This window comes from Agrobacterium sp. LY4 (assembly GCF_001526585.1).
Classification (GTDB): Bacteria; Pseudomonadota; Alphaproteobacteria; order Rhizobiales; family Rhizobiaceae; genus Agrobacterium; species Agrobacterium leguminum.
Genome location: NZ_ASYA01000054.1, coordinates 1 through 15,943, shown reverse-complemented (window position 1 = coordinate 15,943; position 15,943 = coordinate 1). Strand labels below are relative to the sequence as shown.

Annotated in this window: 14 protein-coding genes and 1 tRNA gene; 7 read left to right on the top strand and 8 right to left on the bottom strand. The window is 59.3% G+C overall.

Annotated features, from left to right (window positions below; genetic code table 11):
• Positions 1–216 precede the first annotated feature (216 nt).
• The 3 genes from L904_RS25520 (at position 217) to sthA (ending at position 4,948) form a co-directional block, all read left to right on the top strand.
• On the top strand, positions 217–2,157 hold the full coding sequence (locus tag L904_RS25520) for an LTA synthase family protein (protein ID WP_020809553.1): 1,941 nt from the start codon (positions 217–219) through the stop codon (positions 2,155–2,157).
• A gap of 117 nt (positions 2,158–2,274) precedes the next feature.
• Complete coding sequence (locus L904_RS25515; RefSeq protein WP_031233651.1) at positions 2,275–2,808, top strand: DUF1003 domain-containing protein; 534 nt, start codon at positions 2,275–2,277, stop codon at positions 2,806–2,808.
• Positions 2,809–3,544: 736 nt separating this feature from the next.
• Complete coding sequence (gene sthA / locus L904_RS25510) at positions 3,545–4,948, top strand: Si-specific NAD(P)(+) transhydrogenase (protein WP_035261139.1); 1,404 nt, start codon at positions 3,545–3,547, stop codon at positions 4,946–4,948.
• Positions 4,949–5,193: 245 nt separating this feature from the next.
• Here sthA and L904_RS25505 read toward each other — a convergent pair whose 3' ends face one another.
• The 4 genes from L904_RS25505 to L904_RS25490 all read right to left on the bottom strand — a co-directional run bounded on the left by L904_RS25505 (position 5,194) and on the right by L904_RS25490 (position 8,647).
• A complete protein-coding gene (locus L904_RS25505; RefSeq protein ID WP_035261134.1) occupies positions 5,194–5,844 on the bottom strand; it encodes a hypothetical protein in 651 nt (216 codons plus the stop codon).
• 259 nt (positions 5,845–6,103) lie between these two features.
• A complete protein-coding gene (locus L904_RS25500; protein ID WP_035261136.1) occupies positions 6,104–6,631 on the bottom strand; it encodes an AAA family ATPase in 528 nt (175 codons plus the stop codon).
• 215 nt (positions 6,632–6,846) lie between these two features.
• Positions 6,847–8,325 (bottom strand): trigger factor, encoded by a 1,479-nt coding sequence (gene tig / locus L904_RS25495; protein ID WP_035261138.1) that lies wholly within the window; start codon positions 8,323–8,325, stop codon positions 6,847–6,849.
• 239 nt (positions 8,326–8,564) lie between these two features.
• Positions 8,565–8,647: transfer RNA gene (locus tag L904_RS25490), tRNA-Leu, on the bottom strand.
• A 664-nt stretch (positions 8,648–9,311) separates the two neighbouring features.
• Here L904_RS25490 and L904_RS27465 point away from each other — a divergent pair.
• The 3 genes from L904_RS27465 to trmFO all read left to right on the top strand — a co-directional run bounded on the left by L904_RS27465 (position 9,312) and on the right by trmFO (position 12,007).
• A complete protein-coding gene (locus L904_RS27465) occupies positions 9,312–9,458 on the top strand; it encodes a DUF1127 domain-containing protein (protein WP_004433052.1) in 147 nt (48 codons plus the stop codon).
• Positions 9,459–9,938: 480 nt separating this feature from the next.
• The gene (locus L904_RS28650; RefSeq protein ID WP_003495735.1) at positions 9,939–10,082 is read left to right on the top strand and encodes a DUF1127 domain-containing protein; all 144 of its coding nucleotides are present in this window, start codon (positions 9,939–9,941) and stop codon (positions 10,080–10,082) included.
• Between the two features lie 482 nt (positions 10,083–10,564).
• Positions 10,565–12,007: a methylenetetrahydrofolate--tRNA-(uracil(54)-C(5))-methyltransferase (FADH(2)-oxidizing) TrmFO gene (trmFO, locus tag L904_RS25485; RefSeq protein ID WP_020811362.1), complete on the top strand. Its 1,443-nt coding sequence runs from the start codon at positions 10,565–10,567 to the stop codon at positions 12,005–12,007.
• A gap of 6 nt (positions 12,008–12,013) precedes the next feature.
• Here the strand turns inward: trmFO and L904_RS25480 are convergent, their stop codons facing one another.
• Genes L904_RS25480 through L904_RS27990 form a run of 4 tightly spaced genes read right to left on the bottom strand, consistent with a single transcriptional unit; the run spans position 12,014 to position 14,546 of the window.
• The gene (locus L904_RS25480) at positions 12,014–12,616 is read right to left on the bottom strand and encodes a TadE/TadG family type IV pilus assembly protein (RefSeq protein ID WP_020811361.1); all 603 of its coding nucleotides are present in this window, start codon (positions 12,614–12,616) and stop codon (positions 12,014–12,016) included.
• Positions 12,613–13,179 (bottom strand): TadE/TadG family type IV pilus assembly protein, encoded by a 567-nt coding sequence (locus tag L904_RS25475; RefSeq protein ID WP_020811360.1) that lies wholly within the window; start codon positions 13,177–13,179, stop codon positions 12,613–12,615. Before L904_RS25475 ends, L904_RS25480 begins: the two co-directional genes overlap by 4 nt.
• A gap of 1 nt (position 13,180) precedes the next feature.
• Positions 13,181–14,308 (bottom strand): pilus assembly protein, encoded by a 1,128-nt coding sequence (locus tag L904_RS25470; protein ID WP_155246289.1) that lies wholly within the window; start codon positions 14,306–14,308, stop codon positions 13,181–13,183.
• Complete coding sequence (locus tag L904_RS27990; RefSeq protein WP_155246288.1) at positions 14,256–14,546, bottom strand: hypothetical protein; 291 nt, start codon at positions 14,544–14,546, stop codon at positions 14,256–14,258. The genes L904_RS25470 and L904_RS27990 overlap by 53 nt, the downstream gene beginning before the upstream one ends.
• A gap of 277 nt (positions 14,547–14,823) precedes the next feature.
• Between L904_RS27990 and L904_RS25465 the strand changes: the two genes are divergently transcribed.
• A partial coding sequence (locus L904_RS25465; RefSeq protein ID WP_059775536.1) for an S-(hydroxymethyl)glutathione dehydrogenase/class III alcohol dehydrogenase occupies positions 14,824–15,943 on the top strand: 1,120 nt, incomplete at its 3' end.

The following is a 15,943-nucleotide window of genomic DNA, read 5'->3' as shown; positions in this document are numbered from 1 at the left end:
TCAATACCGCGCCCGTGGCCGCTCCGCAACGCGGCAATTGCATGGCGGCGTCCGTTACGCTTCGGCCGCGCGCGTTCACGCTAAGGTTATCGCCGCGCCGGCCAGACTCTTCAAAGTTCATGTCGCGTTCATCGCGCTTATGTGACAGTTACATGACACTTTTGCGACACCCGATTCACCTCCCCGGATCGGCCGTGCCGCCTGCAATACCGGAGTATGGGTTTGAGAGATTCGGCGCCAAAAACAACGGCTTCCGAAAAGGCTGGTTTCGTCTTTTCGCCTGCATGGACAAGGAGCCTTTCCAAGCTTTCGGGCATCGCCTATCCGCTTGCCAATCTGACGGTCGCGTCCGTCGTGCTGGTCGTGGCGCTGGAGTGGATCGCCCGCGGTTCGCTGAACGATGTCGGCGCTTTCCTCACCTCCTCCGCCCGCCCCGGCATGACCACCATTGCCGCCGTGCTCGCCCTTCTCGTGGCGCTGGATGCACTTCTTGGCAGGCGCTACCTGTCGCTGATCGCGCTTGCGCCGCTCTGCGCGCTGACGGGGCTGATTTCGGCACAGAAACAGACCTATCTTTCCGATCCGCTTTATCCATCCGACCTGCTGTTCGGCCGGCAGATCCTCGAGCTTCTGCCGACCATGCTGAAGGCCCAGCCGATGACGGCAGCCCTCGTCGCCCTTGGCATCTTCGCCACGATTGCGGCACTTACGGGCCTCTGGCTGCTGGCGCGCCGCCATTCACCGGGCTTGAGCTGGCGAGAACGCGCCGCCGGTCTCGCGCTGGCGCTGCCGCTTCTTGCCGGTCTCGCCTCGCTTATGGACTATTCGCATTATTCCTGGGTGCGCGATCGCCTCAACATCATTCCCATGATGTGGGACCAGCAGGAAAATTACCGCCATAACGGCTTCCTGATGGCCTTCGCCTTCAATATTCCGATGGCCAATGTCTCGGCGCCGCAGGGTTACGGCGAAAATACCATTGCCGACCTGACCTCCGAGCCCGCCGCCTTCGCCGCCAACAAGGGCGATTACCCCGATGTCATCATGCTGATGAGCGAATCGCTGTGGGATCCGACGCGGCTGGAAAATGTGAAGCTCTCCGCCGATCCCATGCCGACGATCCGCGCCAAACAGTCCGGCAATGTCTTTTCCCCGGAATTCGGCGGCATGACGGCGAATGTGGAATTCGAGGCGCTGACCGGCTTTTCCAACGCCTTCCTGCCCTATGGCAGCATTCCCTATCAGCAATATATCCGCCGCCCGGTGCCCTCGCTCGCCAGCTTCTTCCGCGGCGAAGGTTATTCCGCCATCGCCATGCATCCGTTCCAGGAATGGTTCTGGAACCGCAAGCAGGTCTACAGGAATTTCGGCTTCGAGGAATTCCGCTCCGAAGAGACGCTGCCGGCCATGGAAAAACGCGGCAACTTCGCCTCCGACGATGCGCTGATGGACGAGATCATGGCGACGGCCGAAAAGGCGCAGAACCCGCTCTTCCTCTTCGCCGTCACCCTTCAGGGACATGGTCCCTACGAGGCGACCCGTTACGCCGAAAACACCATCGGCGTCGAAGGCGATCTATCCGCCTCGGCCTCGCAGGCGCTCGCCACCTATTCTCAAGGGGTGGCGGAGGCTGACGAAGCGCTGCTGAAACTGATGCGCTGGGCAAAGAAGCGCGACCGTGAAACCATCGTCGTCCTTTTCGGCGACCATCTGCCGCCGCTCGGCCAGACCTTCGTGGAAAGCGGCTACATGCCGGGCATGGTGGCCAGCCGCCGCGCGCCGCTGGAGGTGATGAAGAAGGAACACGAGACGCCGCTCGTCGTCTGGTCCTCAAAGAAGGGCGTGCGCAAGAATATCGGCACCATCAGCCCGGCGCTTTTGCCCTATCACGTGCTGAAGACGGCGGGCTTCTCCGATCCCTTCTATACCGGCACGCTTGGCGAAGTGCAGCAGGCCTTTTCCGTCATCGACCGGCATATGCTGGTGACGACCGACGGCAAGGCCCTGCCCGACTGGTCGATCGCACCCAATGCCGTTCCCGACGTGGTGCGCGATTACCGCCTGCTGCAATTCGACATGATGTTCGGCCAGCAATATGGCCGCGAGCGCTTCTTCCCCGGTTTCAACTGGCTGCACGAGGGCGCGCCATCGGTCTGATGTTTTTCGGCGGGGACGCCTGAACCGCATGGCGGTGGAAATCGTTTGAATTCCACCGCCATGCGGGTTTATCTCGGGATAACATCCGCATCGCTCCATCAGAACCGGAGACACACCGTGTCAGATATCTCCGACTATATCGTTTCGCATTTCAAGCGTTCCTCTCGCGAAATCGGCGAAGTGGAGCGGCGCATTCTGGAACTGTCGCACCAGAAGAAGCTGGTTTCGAGCGACACCAATGCTGAATTTTCCGCTGGTGCGAGTTTCGGCGACAGACTGGCCGACAATATCGCCAAGGTCGGCGGCTCCTGGGGTTTCATCCTCGGTTTCTGCTTTTTCCTGATTTTCTGGGCTATCATCAACACCATCATCCTGACGACCGGCGCTTTCGATCCCTACCCCTTCATCTTCCTCAACCTGCTGCTTTCCATGCTGGCGGCCATTCAGGCGCCGATCATCATGATGTCGCAGAACCGTCAGGCCGCCCGCGACCGTTTCGAGGCCGCCAAGGACTACGAGGTGAACCTGAAGGCCGAGCTTGAGGTTCTGTCCCTGCATGAAAAGATCGATGTGAAAGTGCTGGCCGAACTGGCCGCGCTCCGGCAGGACCTTGCAGCCCTTCACCGCCATGTCACCCGCAAGGAAGACTGACGCCGGAAAATTCATCCCCGCTTTTCCCCACCCCGCGACGCGCTGTTAGATTAAACGCAGTCCCGCCGGGTGGACGCCAGACGTGGCGGAAACCGAGGGACGGTCCTGGTGGTGGAACGCTGGCAACGTTCGTGGAAAGGACCATTTCGCAAAAGGCGGTGCACCGCCGCTTGCGAAATACGGCATAGCGAAAGACCCGGCTGCGCAACGCATCCGACCCACACCAACCCCAACCGAAGCGCAGCCGGGCAATCGCCCGACGCACGCTGAGTATCCCCGACCGGTAACGCCGGGCGGGATGAAGCTGTTGGGGGTTTAGGGCGTTTTCAGGAAAGGTGGGCCTAGGTGCGTGGGGCTTACCCCCCTCTGCCCTGCCGGGCATCTCCCCCACAAGGGGAGAGATCGATCTGCGGCGCGGTCTCGTCCGACACAAAGCTGGAGATTGAAGCGATAAAGATGCGTCTTGCCGATCTCCCCCCTTGTGGGGGAGATGCCCGGCAGGGCAGAGGGGGGTAAGCCCCGCGCTCCTTAGCTAAGCCGAAATTCACCCCCAGTTACGAATCCGTCAGATTCTTACGCTACAGATTGACGCAGGCGTTTGTTGCATTGCACTCTTGCGGGCAAGGCTGAAGGGGAATCACTCCCCATCGTCAAAATGGCATCACGACCATTTCGCGGCGACGCCATGCCGGATGCGACATCCGGTCATCGCAATAATTCTGTTCCGGGGTTTTTCATGCACCAGTTCGATCTGATTGTTGTCGGCAGCGGTCCGGCGGGAAGACGGGCCGCCATTCAGGCCGCCAAGCTCGAAAAGAGGGTTCTGGTCATCGAGAAGGGCAGCCGCGTCGGCGGCGTTTCCGTGCACACCGGCACCATTCCATCGAAGACCCTGCGCGAGACGGCGCTCAACCTCACCGGCTGGCGCGAGCGCGGTTTTTACGGCCGCGCCTATCGCGTCAAGCAGGAGATCGATGCGGAAGACCTGCGCCGCCGCCTGCTCATCACGCTGGATCACGAAGTGGAAGTGCTGGAACACCAGTTCGCCCGCAACCGCGTGCAGCACATTCGCGGCACGGCGAGCTTCATCGACGCCAACACCATGAAGGTGGTGAAGAGCGACGGCGAGATCATGACCGTGACGGGTACCTCCATCCTGCTGACCATCGGCACCCGACCCTATCGACCGCCGCATATTCCCTTCGACGGCCAGGCCGTGCTCGATTCGGATGAGATTCTCGAGATCAAGGAACTGCCGCGCTCCATGGTCGTGGTCGGCGCCGGCGTCATCGGCATCGAATATGCCACCATCTTCAGCGCGCTCGATACGCAGGTGACGGTGGTGGAGCCGCGCGAAACCATGCTGGAATTCATCGACAAGGAAATCGTCGAGGACTTCACCTATCAGCTGCGCGACCGCAACATGAAGCTGATCTTCGGCCAGAAGGCGGAAAAGGTGGAGCGCGACGAAAGCGGCAAATGCCTCGTCTCACTCGGCAATGGCCGCGTGCTGAAGGCCGAGACGGTGCTGTTCGCCGCCGGCCGCGTCGGCGCCACCGATACGCTCAATCTTTCGGCCTGCGGGCTGGAGGCCGACAGCCGTGGCCGCCTGAAGGTCGATCCCGAAACCTTCCAGACCTCGGTGCCGAACATCTATGCCGCCGGCGACATCATCGGTTTCCCGAGCCTTGCCTCCACGTCCATGGAACAGGGCCGCATCGCCGCCCGCCACGCCGTCGGCGCACCGGCCGGCGAACCGCCGCAATTCTTCCCCTATGGCATCTATGCCGTCCCGGAAATCTCCACCTGCGGCCTGACGGAAGAAGAAGTCATCGAACGCGGCATTCCCTATGAATGCGGCATCGCCCATTTCCGCGAAACCTCGCGCGGCCACATCATGGGTCTCGACAGCGGCCTCTTGAAGATGATCTTCTCGCTCAAAACCCGCCGCCTGCTCGGCGTCCACATCGTCGGCGAAGGCGCGACCGAACTGGTGCATATCGGCCAGGCGGTGCTGAACCTGAAAGGCACGGTGGAATATTTCGTCGAGAATACGTTCAACTATCCGACGCTTGCCGAAGCCTACAAGATTGCGGGACTCGATGCGTGGAACCGCATGGGTGAGATCAAGAAGGATTGAGCGAGTATTCAGCGGGACGGCACAACGCCATGCGGGCGCTTGTGGTAAGGTCGTAGCCTCCTCTCCCCGTCACCCCGGACTTGATCCGGGGGCCAGCCAGCCCAAGTCCTTGGGCTGAAAAGGCTCACCTCACTGCGCAGACGCGCCGTGGCTGGATGCCGGATCAGATCCGGCATGACGGAAGAGAGACATTCATCTGCACCCCACTTATCTAGAGACGACCCCGGCGCAGCCAGCCCGCCCCCTCACCACCGAATACTATACCGCGCACTCACCCCCGGCCGGAAATGATCCGCATAGCCCTGATCGAGCGTCCCCCGCACAGTCAGGTGATCGCCCAGTTTCTGCTCCACCGCCACGCCGCTGCTGAACTCGTTGAAACTGTTGCGGCTTGCCCCCGTCAGCACAAAGGCCGTGCCAGTTTCCGAGCGGGAAAGGCGCAGCGACTGCGACACATCCAGCCCGTTCCATTGCTGCGCCGTGCCGTCATAACGCACGGTGAAATTGCGGTTCGCCTCGATATCCAGCTCCGGCGTAACGATGCGCTTCTGCTGCGAGGTCACGGAAACGCTGCTCGATCCCGTCAGCGCATTGAAGATGACGCCGACATCACGGGCCAGGGAAACGCCGGGCAACTGTTCGGCCAGCAGCGTGACATTACCCCATACCCGCACCGGCGTATCCACCACCTGCCCCGTTTTGGAAGCGCTCATGCCCATTTCCAGCCCCGCGCGAATGGGCGTATCGACCGGCAGTTTCGCGCCGATACGCGCCGTATAGGAACGGTCGGAATTCTTCACCGGCTTCCAGATCAGCCCGGCCTCATCGGCGTGTGCCGCGGTGCCAGCGGCGGTGAAAAGAGACAACAGAAGGGTAAAACCCATTCGTGGCGACATACTTGTCCCCTGGCAAATTAAGGGCGCACCGGGAGAACCTGGCAGGCACGGTAAAAGCTTAAGGCCAATGGTTTGGCAGCGATAAGGCCGCACGAGAGCGACACACAATGCCCGAACGACCGCATGCAGCGGCCGGGGCAAATCATGCTGCGCAGGGTGACAGATGAACGGGAGATGAACAAGAGCAGATGCAGCAAAAAATCATGCTGCACTGCATTGTGATCGAAACGAAGGTACGGGAGCCCGCGCGCTGCAAGTTTCAGGCTGAATCAACGCAGCGCACCAGAATATCATCTACCACCATGTCCAAGGACCTTGATGAATCAATGACCGTTGCATCTGCGGGAAGGTCTTCTTTCGTCGCATGGAGTTGCAGGACGAATTCACGTTCGGCCGGTTTTCCACCGAACTCATCCTCGGGCCTCTCCGTCAGCCGTCTTCGCAGGGTCGCGACGTCGACATCCAGAACGAAAACCCGATCGAAGAGCTCTATGAAACGCCGAAAGTTCCTAGAGCCACCGCAGAAGAACGTATTTGCGTGACGCCGATCTGTGACAAGCGCCTGAACCTTTTCGACATCCCAAATATGACGCCGATGGCGGTAGACCATATCCCTGTCGCCCTGAAACAGGGAGAGATCGACCGGTTCACCGGTTTCAGGGTCGCCCTTGTAGGCAAGTTCACGGTCGCCGTGGATGACGTGATAGCCACGCCGCTGGAGTTCCGTTGCCACGGAAGTTTTACCGGTGCCGGAAACACCCTCGATCAAGTAGTTTCTGACACCCATGGCACGACCCTTCAACATTCATCCGCCTCGCGGCGATGTGTCTACACCTTCGGTTCTGCTGCCACGATCTCTAATTATAGCGATCCAGAATAACGCAGCGATGTCAAACGTCCGAAACCGGGTGGGCAATACCGCCCAGAAACCGGACGCCCAAAACAAAAAAGGCCGCAGCTTTCGCTACGGCCCTTTGTTCAATCAGCTTGCACTGAAGAAGATTATTCGGCGTCGCCTTCAGCGGCCTTCTTCTTGGCCGGAGCCTTCTTCTTCGGAGCTGCTTCTTCGCCTTCAGCGGCGTCGTCAGCCTTGGCGGCAGCCTTTTTCTTGGCCGGCGCCTTCTTCTTGGTTTCCGTTGCTTCTTCGCCGTCGTCAGCCAGAAGCTCTTCCTTGGAAACGGTCTTGTCCGTTACCGAGATTTCGGAGAGCAGCTTGTCGATGACCTTTTCTTCGAAGATCGGAGCGCGCAGCGAAGCGGAAGCGCCGGGGGTGTTGCGGAAGAAATCGAGGATTTCCTTCTGCTGGCCCGGGAACTGCTGCAGCTGCTGGAACAGCGCGCGCTGCATCTCTTCTTCGGTCACTTCAACGCCGGCCTTTTCGCCGATTTCGGAGAGAACGAGGCCGAGACGGACGCGGCGTTCAGCAAGCTTGCGATATTCTTCGCGGGCTTCTTCTTCGGTCGTGTCTTCGTCAGCGAAGGTCTTGCCCGACTGGGCAAGATCGGTGTTGATCTGGCGCCAGATGTTGTCGAACTCGGCGTCGACGAGACCGGCCGGCGTGTCGAACTTGTACATCTCGTCCAGCTGGTCGAGGATCTGACGCTTGACCTTCTGGCGTGTGATGTTGCCGTACTGGCTTTCGATCTGGCCCTTGACGATTTCCTTCAGCTTTTCAGCCGATTCGAGACCGAGCTTGGTGGCCAGTTCGTCGTTGATTTCAACAGCAGCGGCAGCGGCAACTTCCTTGACGGTGATGTCGAAGTTGGCGTCCTTGCCAGCAAGGTTCGCAGCCGGGTAATCGGCAGGGAAGGTCACGGTGATGGTCTTTTCATCGCCAGCCTTGACGCCGACCAGCTGCTCTTCGAAGCCGGGGATGAAGCGGCCCGAACCGAGAACCAGTTCGGCATCTTCGGCAGCGCCGCCATCAAAGGCAACGCCGTCAACCTTGCCGAGATAGTTCATGGTGACGCGGTCGCCATCGGCGGCCTTGCCCTTCTTGGTCTCGTAGGTGCGGGCGCTTTCAGCGATCTTGAGGATCTGCTCGTTGATTTCGTCTTCGGAGACTTCAACGACTTCGCGGGTAACCTTGATGCCGTCATTGGCCTTCAGTTCGATGGCCGGAATGATTTCGTAGGCAACGGTGAATTCGAAATCGGATTCGGCCGACAGGATCTTTTCGGCTTCCTGCTCGTCTTCGGTCATGGAGATGGCCGGCTGCGTCGCAGATTTTTCGCCGCGGCTGGAGAGGATTTCGGTCGGCTTTTCACGAACCAGCTCGTTGACGAGGTCGGCCATGATGGACTTGCCGTACATCTTCTTCAGGTGGCCCATCGGCACCTTGCCGGGACGGAAACCGTTGATGCGAACCTTGTCCTTGGCGTCAACCAGGCGCTCGTCCAGACGGGCCTTCATGTCGGCGGCCGGAATAACGACCTTGAGTTCGCGCTTCAGCCCTTCAGCGAGCGTTTCGATAACCTGCATTTTCCTAACCTTCACATCATGGCGGCGGTGCTCAGACAGCCGTTGGTTTACTTTCGAGCACTGCGCCGGAAACATCGTTCCCCGGCCGTGGCTTCCCTTACTTCTTTACACAAGCGCCTGCCGGACACCATTTAGCCTGCACCGGAGAAAAGACCAAAGGGGAGAAATGAACCCCGAAGCTCCCCGCATCTTATAAAGATGCACTCTGGCGCAAGCGTGGCGCAGCCATGCCTTGCTTGTGGTGCGGGTAGAGAGACTCGAACTCCCACGCCGAAGCGTTGGTACCTAAAACCAATGCGTCTACCAATTCCGCCATACCCGCACGTTGGGCGGCGGTATGTCACAATGTTCAGAAAGGGTCAAGCACGCCGTTCCCCCCGCCTTTCGTTTCCTCCGGACTTTTCTTGCCGTCCGCGCCGGTGGCAAGAGATGGCCGCCCTCTCCGCTTATTCGCCGCCCGCGCCGGGGGACAGCGCGCAACAGCCGGACAGAGGCGTTTTGGGAGAAAAAACGGCAAGCCGAACCACATCCGCCTCCATCGCCTTCCCGACCCACCTCGCCCGGCACATCGCATGCAGGCAGGCGCGGAAAGCAGGCAATATTTATGCGGCTACATTGACATTATATATAGCCTGCCCCGCAGCCCAAGTTGCCGGATTGCTGGCCGTTGCTCCAAACCGGCGATTCAGGGCTTCCGCACCCTGCCCCGCCCCTTATCCGTTCATCTTACACGCCTTCGCACTGCCAAACCTCCAGGCGATCACCAAAAGCACACAAATTGGTCACAAATTATGCATGAATCGCCGCAATCGGCCTGTTTTACCGGCTTGCATTGCAATGCGTGCATAGGTGACATCTTGCTTTGTCTGTTTTTGTTTTGATTAAACCGATTATATTCATGGTCATACAGAGATCGAGTTCAGCCCCGGACCAAAGCCTCCCAAGACTGGCCGCAGAGACTGAACAGCACGAAGAGGAAGATGAAAATGAACATTGCACGCTCGCTCACCAACTGGCGCAAGTATCGTCAGACCGTAACCGAACTCGGCCGCATGACCGACCGCGAACTGAGTGACCTCGGCATTGGCCGTCAGGACATCCGCCGCGTCGCCAAGACCGCCGTCGGCTTCTGATTATACGCCCCGCCGCTTCTTGCGGCGGATGCGAGACGACCTACCCAAAAAGGCCTGAGGCTCCCGCCTCCGGCCTTTTTTCTTTTTCGGCGGTTCTCCGGGTCGAAGCGGCACTGCCTTAGCCGCCCGCAGTGTCAGCCGATGAAAAATGCATCGATGGCCGACCGTTCACGCCGCGCCCGGATAGCGTCCGAGCCCCTCCCGACACCCCTTTTCACGCCGCAAAACCCCTTTAGCGCCGCGAAAGGCTGCCATATCAGTCAAAATCGCCTGAAACACAGGCATTTCCGCTCATATTTTGCTCAGATGATATTCAAAGCCGCAAATTTAGCCGACATACTGCACAAATGCATGGCAGTAGCCTAAATTCTGCACTGCACAACATGGCTCAATGTCTATATATAAACCTCAACAGCCGAGAGCACAGAGAAACGCTGAGCCGGCAGACGAAATCAACAGAGATAGATTGAGGAAACGACCATGAACCCCATCCGCATCGCAAAGAACTGGATCTCCTACCGCCGCACGATCAACGAACTTGGCAGCCTTTCCAACCAGGCTCTGAGCGACATCGGCCTGACCCGTTACGACATCCGTAACGTAGCAGCCCGTTCGTTCCGCTAAGGCGTAAACGATCGTCCCGCTGCCCGACCTCCAGGGCGCGACGATTGAGCGACAGGTAAAAAAAGCGGCGCCTCTGGCGCCGTTTTTGATTCTGGGGTTTGGCTGGAGGAACTGGCCTTTGGAAAGGCGCCCGGCATCGCGGCATATTTCTTCTCCCCGCCGGGGAGAAGGTGGCCCGAAGGGTCGGATGAGGGGGCAACGCCAGCGATAGACCGCACCCTAGCCCCCTCATCCCGCTGCCGCGACCTTCTCCCCGGCGGGGAGAAGAAACAAGCGGCACCCGCTCGCTCCAAAATGCGCGTCTGCTCCTCGAGCCCGCCGGGAGCTTGGCAGCCCCCTAGCCTCCATCCCTCAAAAACATTTGGCTGCCCCGGCCATGCATGCTAGTGCATCCGCAAACAATGCCGCGTCCTTAGGGACCCGTGCGGAACAATCACTCGAAAGACAGCCGCCGGACGGGAGCCTTTGCCCCGCGGCCGCCCATGGACGCCAGCATGCAAGACAAGAGCACTTCTCCCATTCACGTCGTGGGCGGCGGACTGGCCGGTTCGGAAGCCGCGTGGCAGATCGCGCAGAGCGGTGTGCCCGTCATCCTGCATGAAATGCGCGGCGTGCGCGGCACGGATGCGCATAAGGGCGATACGCTGGCGGAACTGGTCTGCTCCAACTCCTTCCGCTCCGACGATGCGACCGCCAATGCGGTCGGCGTTATCCACGCTGAAATGCGGCTTGCCGGTTCTCTCATCATGGCCTGCGCCGACAGACACCAGGTGCCGGCCGGCGGCGCGCTCGCCGTCGATCGCGACGGGTTCTCCGAGGCCGTGACGAAAAAGCTGGAAAGTCACCCATTGGTGACGATCGTGCGCGAAGAGGTGAATGGCCTGCCGCCGAAGGAATGGGGCAACTCGATCATCGCCACCGGCCCGCTGACCTCGCCGGATCTTGCTGCCGCCATTCAGGCAGAGACGGGTGAGGATGCGCTCGCCTTCTTCGACGCCATCGCCCCCATCGTGCACCGCGACAGCATCAATATGGATATCTGCTGGTACCAGTCGCGTTACGACAAGGTCGGTCCCGGCGGCACCGGCAAGGATTACATCAACTGCCCGCTGAACGAGGAGCAGTACAACGCCTTCATCGACGCGCTGATTGCCGGCGACACGGTCGGTTTCAAGGAATGGGAAGGCACGCCCTATTTCGACGGCTGCCTGCCTATCGAGATCATGGCCGAGCGCGGCCGCGAGACGCTGCGCCACGGCCCGATGAAGCCGATGGGACTGACCAACGCCCATAACCCCACCGTCAAGGCCTATGCCGTCGTGCAGCTGCGACAGGACAATGCGCTCGGCACGCTATACAACATGGTCGGTTTCCAGACCAAGCTGAAATACGGTGTGCAGGCGGATGTATTCCGCATGATACCCGGCCTCGAAAATGCGGAATTCGCGCGCCTCGGCGGCCTGCACCGCAACACCTATATCGATTCCCCGATCCTGCTCGACCGCTCGCTGAAACTGAAATCGCGGCCGGACCTGCGTTTCGCCGGCCAGATCACCGGCTGCGAAGGTTATGTGGAAAGCGCCTCCGTCGGCCTTCTCGCCGGCCGCTTCGCCGCCGCCGAACAGAAGGGCGAGTCCCCAAGCCTGCCGCCGGCCACCACCGCGCTCGGCTCGCTCCTCAACCACATCACCGGCGGCCACCTTTCCTCCGATGATGAGCCGGGCAAACGCTCCTTCCAGCCGATGAACATCAATTTCGGCCTCTTCCCGGAACTGGCGCCGGGCTCCATCGTCAAGCCGGAAGGCGTCAAGCGTTTTCGCGGCAAGGACAAGACGATCATGAAACGCCAGCTTATTGCAGCGCGGGCGTTGCGGGATTGCGCGGCGTGGCTCGGCGAAAGCCAGGCCGAGACAGAGGCTGTCTGAGGCCGATCAGTTTGCTTTGAATGGCGAGCGCTTGAGGTTCCATTTTGCGAAATCCGATTTGCCGCTCTGGTAAGGATATCGCTGGGAAAAGAACGGGTTGACGGCCGCAACATATTCGAATTTGAGCGTGATATCGGCCAGGACCGAGATCAGCGGCCGATAGCTGTAGCGACCGGAGACGACGATGATAGCTTCCTGAGCAACGAAACCGTTGGCAATCACGGTTTTCTCCCATGGCACATCTTCGGCAGATCCCAGAAAATTGTGGGCGGGAAATTGCAGCCGGGCGACCTTATCCACCAGTTTGACGCTTCTCAGCGTCAGGTCGAGTTTGCCCGTCTGGAGAATGCCGCTGCCGGAAAGGACAACGAAGCTCGGAACCCCCGTGCGCACCCGTTCCTCGAATTCGGGGAATCTTGCCGCCCAGCGCGCTGAATTGTCGACTATCGTCATGAACCGGTCATAGCTCAGCCAACCCCGCCCGACCTCAATGATCACTGCAAGCATAAGGACAAGCAGAGGCGCCAAAAGCCCCATTTCCACCGCCGCAGCACCAGAACGGCAACGGCCGAAACCAGCAAGACGCAAAAACCATGTCGCCTTTTTCATTCCGTCACCCGCACGGCAGTGATCGCCAGGGAAATGTTGCGCAATTGATGAATGCCGCCCGTGTCCGGCACGAGGAAACGCGTCGTCGGCATCAAAAAATTCCAGTTGTAACCGATGGCCAGAATGTACTGCCCGGCGGTATCGGCGGGCGGGCGAAAATCGTTCACGATTGGTATGGGCACTTTGGCTTCGGCAATATCGTCGTCGGGGATCGGCAAAAGGGCAATCTTGAGATTGGTTTCGTCAGTCCCTCCAATGAAATGGGAGGCGATTGCCTTGCGCAACGCAATCTCGGTCGCCGGTTTACCGTCCGCCGCCGCCTTGCGGAGATATTCGATACCCGCATTCGATGCGAACGAGAGATAAAGATAATAGAGCATCAGCAGGCCGATTTCGAGCGTCCCGAAAATCAGCGCAAAAAACAGCGGCAACAGCAGCGCCGTCTCGACCGCCGTTGCTGCCTTTCGGTCGCCAAATAGCCGGTAACAGGCGGCATGCGCGAACAGGCATCTGCGCGGGCGACCACGGCTTTTATCCTGACACGGGAAAAGTAAGGACTTCATCTCAGCCCTCTTCCATTCGATCCACGTAGATGAGCTGGAAACCGGTGATGATGCCACCGAAGCTGTCGCTCAGGCCGGTTGCCTCAATCGTCACCCGATAGATGGAGTAGGCCTTGACCCTGAAACTGTAGTCCCTCGGCGTCCAGGCAATACTGTTTTTATCCTGGGTCAACTCCCACACCCGCTGCTGGGGTTGCAGGTCAGGAAGGAGCTGTTGGAGCGAGATCTTGATTCCGTTTGTTTTTTCCACGTCCTCGACGGCCCGGCGCCCATTATACCAAACCATGATCTTATATATTCCGGGATGAAGCTCGACATCCTTGTAGATCGAACTATTGGCTTCGATATTTTTTTTCTTGCCGGGCTTAGGCGGGCCCCAGTCGCTGTCGAGCTCCATGACATAACGGGTTGGCAATGAGAGCTCGGTGCCCGCCTTCTTGTCGATTTCGATCTTGTCGGTGGTCTTTGCCTTATCGACCTCCTTCAAAGTGCAGGCTTTGTCGTTGGCGGTAGGGGCCTCGTTGAGTTTCTTGCTCTGCATTCCCGCCGGATAGCCCTCCCAATTGTGGTTGCGGCGGCAGCAGGGGCTGCTCCAGTCCTGCAACTCGACGCCGGGGCCGGTCCCGCCATCCCATCCGATTTCCGAATAGGGATAGACACCCCAGCAACCGCCGGGGGTTTCCTTGGTAACGCCGTTTTTCAAAACCCGCTCGACGCCGAGAGCGTTGCTCTCGAACATATTGTCAATGATAACCGCATCGTCCTCGGGATAGGGCGGGATACCTTCGCAGGACTCATCAAGGCGATATTTCAGCTTCTCGAGATTGAACATCTCCGAGAAAATCAGCCCGTAACTGAACTCGGCATTGATTTTTGTCTCAGTCCATTTCACTTGCACGTCTCGCGAGAGGACCTTCTGCTTGGTGGATTGAATCATCGCATCGAAGGCCCCGGCCACATTGGCGCGCCGCACTTCATCGGACAATGTGAAGGTGCGAGTCGGCTTGGTGGCTCTTTCGCATGCCATCGCCATGACCCGCTTTGACTGGTTGTAATAGGCCAGCGCCCTGCCACCCTCAAAAAGCAGCCCCAGCAAAATGATAAAGACCGGCAGCAGCAGCGCGGTCATGATGGCGAAGGTACCCGCGCGATCCCTGAGGAGCGATGAAAATAGGCTCCATTTCCATGCCGCTTTTTTTATCCGCCTGCTCGTCATCAAAACACCGTCTCATGTCGCTCATCGCCATGGGAAAGGCGCGCTGTGAAAAGCGACAGGCCTGGCTTTCTGCGACGCTAAAAAATGTCCGGCTCACGCCGGTCGCTCGAAAATTGCTCGTTGGTCGCCGGCGGCGCTGCTTTTCGAGCAACTTCGCCTGACCACTGAAATACAGGGGTCAATTAACACACAAACCGTAAATCAAAGCTCAATCGGAATCTAAAAATATGAAGCAAATTCATATGCTTAGTTTATTTATTAGTAAATTAGAGCCAGCCAATAAAATCGTATGACCGCGTGACGGCAGTGTGGGGTTTGCATTCACGGTTTCTTCCGAAAACACAAACTTGGGCTCGCCCCTTGTCCCTCCAGCCAAGCTCGGGCAAAACAGCCCTGTTCAATCACAAGACAATGCCAGGAGATAAGATATGGACGTTCGCGCCGCAGTTGCCATTCAGGCCGGAAAGCCGCTTGAGGTCATGACCGTTCAACTCGAAGGCCCGCGCGCCGGCGAAGTGCTGGTTGAGGTCAAGGCGACCGGCATCTGCCATACAGACGATTTCACCCTGTCGGGCGCCGATCCGGAAGGCCTGTTCCCGGCCATTCTCGGCCATGAGGGCGCGGGCGTCGTCGTCGATGTCGGACCGGGCGTCACCTCGGTCAAGAAGGGCGACCATGTCATTCCGCTCTACACGCCGGAATGCCGCGAATGCTATTCCTGCACCTCGCGCAAGACCAATCTCTGCACCTCCATCCGCGCCACCCAGGGCCAGGGCGTGATGCCGGACGGCACGTCGCGCTTCTCCATCGGCAAGGACAAGATCCATCATTATATGGGCTGCTCGACCTTCTCGAACTATACGGTTCTGCCGGAGATCGCGCTTGCCAAGATCAACCCCGACGCGCCCTTCGACAAGGTTTGTTACATCGGCTGCGGCGTCACCACCGGCATCGGTGCGGTCATCAACACCGCCAAGGTCGAGATCGGTTCCACCGCAATTGTCTTCGGTCTCGGCGGCATCGGCCTCAACGTGCTGCAGGGCCTGCGCCTTGCCGGCGCGGACATGATCATCGGCGTGGATATCAACCCCGACCGCAAGGCCTGGGGCGAGAAGTTCGGCATGACCCACTTCGTCAACCCCAAGGAAGTCGGCGACGACATCGTGCCCTATCTCGTCAACATGACGAAGCGCAATGGCGACCTGATCGGCGGCGCGGATTATACATTCGATTGCACCGGCAATACCAAGGTCATGCGTCAGGCGCTGGAAGCCTCGCATCGCGGCTGGGGCAAGTCGGTCATCATCGGCGTTGCCGGCGCCGGCCAGGAAATCTCCACGCGCCCGTTCCAGCTGGTCACCGGCCGCAACTGGATGGGCACCGCCTTCGGTGGCGCACGCGGCCGCACGGATGTGCCGAAGATTGTCGACTGGTACATGGAAGGCAAGATCCAGATCGACCCGATGATCACCCACACCATGCCGCTCGAAGACATCAACAAGGGCTTCGACCTGATGCACAAGGGCGAAAGCATTCGCGGCGTCGTGG